The sequence below is a fragment of the Paraglaciecola sp. genome, assembly GCF_030730205.1.
Taxonomy (GTDB): Bacteria; Pseudomonadota; Gammaproteobacteria; order Enterobacterales; family Alteromonadaceae; genus Paraglaciecola.
Map to the genome: position 1 here is coordinate 1 of NZ_JANQVQ010000265.1, position 2,020 is coordinate 2,020.

Sequence of the window (2,020 nt, forward strand, 5' to 3'; positions counted from 1 at the left end):
ATGTGCATATATCGCCAATAAGCCAACCACTAAGAAGGCTAGGGCCATTGTTGCCACGAAAAGCATTTCACTGTCATTCATTTTGTTATCTCCCGATTTTTTAGACGGTATGTAAGCCCAATTAACTTAACGCTTTTCCCCCGGTTTGCCTAACAAATAATCTTGGGAATATCGCTCCATCGGGTTGTGTATTGCGGTGATAAAAACTCTCGCCGCATTGCAAATTTTTGCTCAAACCCTTTTGCCGCAATGTGCACGGTCGAGCGGCCAAATCGCGCATTGATGGTGTCGATACAGGACATTAATTTTGGACTATCGGTCGATTGATCAAATAGGTCGTGCTGGAACAATTCCTCTCTGTGCAAATCCACTAAACCTACACCGCAGCGATAGTACCTGATGCCGGGTTTAAAGAGTGTCTGCATGGCCGCCTGCGTCACATTGATAATATTTCGTGTGTCATTGGTTGGTACCGTGAATCGGTGAAAGTATGACTTGCTAAAAAAACCTTCACTGTCATGGGGGGAGCTACTTGCAAAAACGCTCATTGCGCTGGTTAAACTTTTTTGTCGTCGTAGTTTGCTTGCCACAACTTCAGCGTGCGAGGCTAGGGCACTGTGTAATTGAGTTGCATCAGTTATGCGTTGACCAAAACTGCGGGTACTGTATATCTCTTTTTTTGCTGCTCTGACGCCATCCCAACTATGACGGACTTCGCCGTTTAGCTCCCGTACAGTGCCCTCAACTAAGATAGAAAAGTCTTTTCTTATTTTTGTTGGATTTTGATTGGCTAAATCCCACGCGGTTTGAATGCCCATGACGTTTAAGCGCCTGCCTAATCGATTGCCGACACCCCATACATCGGTCACTCCCATATGTGACAAAATAAGCTTTCGCTTCACTTCACTATCGATAACGGCCACGCCATTAAAACCCTCTATTCGCTTCGATGCATGATTGGCCGCCTTAGCAAGCGTAGGTGTCAGACCCATACCAATGCCGATAGGTAATCTCACTTCTCGCCATACCGTTTTTCGAATGGCTGTTGCTAGAGCGTCCCAGCCTTGAGGGGGCGCAGAGCTGCCTTTACCATAATACAAAAAGCACTCATCAATCGAGTATACATTGATGTCAGGCGCGAAGCGGGCACACGTATCCATCATCCGCTGACTCAAATCGGCATAGAGTTCATAGTTACTCGACCGTATTACTGCCCCCGCTTTATCAAGTGCCTCTTTGACTTGAAAGTAGGGGACGAACTTCTTACCAATTCCCATACGCTTAGCAATACCGCACGCTGCACAAATACAGCCATCGTTGTTGGTCAGCACAACAACAGGCTTGTTCCGTATAGCGGGGTTAAAGACTTTTTCACAGCTCGCGTACATGCTGTTGACATCACAAAGAGCGTACATCAAAGCTTCTTTTTAAACGGGCGATGCAATCTGATTGAACGCGTGACTACCCCTTCGATTTGAAACTCGTCGCCTTCACGCAAGAAGTAAGGCGGAAAGCCGCGGCCTGATGACATTAAACATCGCTGTACCTTGTCTATTTTTTTGCAGACAAAAACGCCGTTAAGATTGGCAACAACCACATCTTGATCTTTGATAGTCTGAGCGCGGTCGACAATAAGCAAGTCACCGGAAAAGATACCGTCACCTTTCATCGACTCACCATCAGCCACACCGATATACGTAGCCGATGGGTGGTCAATAAGAAGTTGGTCTAAATCAAGTCCGAGCTGAGTGTACTCAGTGGCTGGAGACTCAAAACCAACAATGCCTGCATGGGCTTTTATAGGAATGAATTTCAACATATACTGTTATTATATACAGTATTAATGTGCTGTCACGAGTTGTTTAATAGCTTTGAAGTAAGAAGGCGTGATGTAAAATTTACGCTTATGATTTGCCTGTAATTTGATGAATGAGCTTTCGGTTTTGGTGAGATAGTCAATTTAACAAAGTGTTACTATCTATCCTTGCCATCTAGCAACAACAGCTGCGGAATAACATCT

2 protein-coding genes are annotated in these 2,020 nt (G+C 45.1%); both read right to left on the bottom strand.

The genetic code is table 11. From position 1 onward, the window contains the following. Positions 1-149: 149 nt before the first annotated feature. Positions 150-1,415: a Y-family DNA polymerase gene (locus NWQ57_RS17335; protein WP_306023429.1), complete on the bottom strand. Its 1,266-nt coding sequence runs from the start codon at positions 1,413-1,415 to the stop codon at positions 150-152. After that, entirely contained in the window at positions 1,415-1,819 is a 405-nt protein-coding gene (locus tag NWQ57_RS17340) for a LexA family transcriptional regulator (protein ID WP_306023430.1), read from the bottom strand. Before NWQ57_RS17340 ends, NWQ57_RS17335 begins: the two co-directional genes overlap by 1 nt. Positions 1,820-2,020 lie beyond the last annotated feature (201 nt).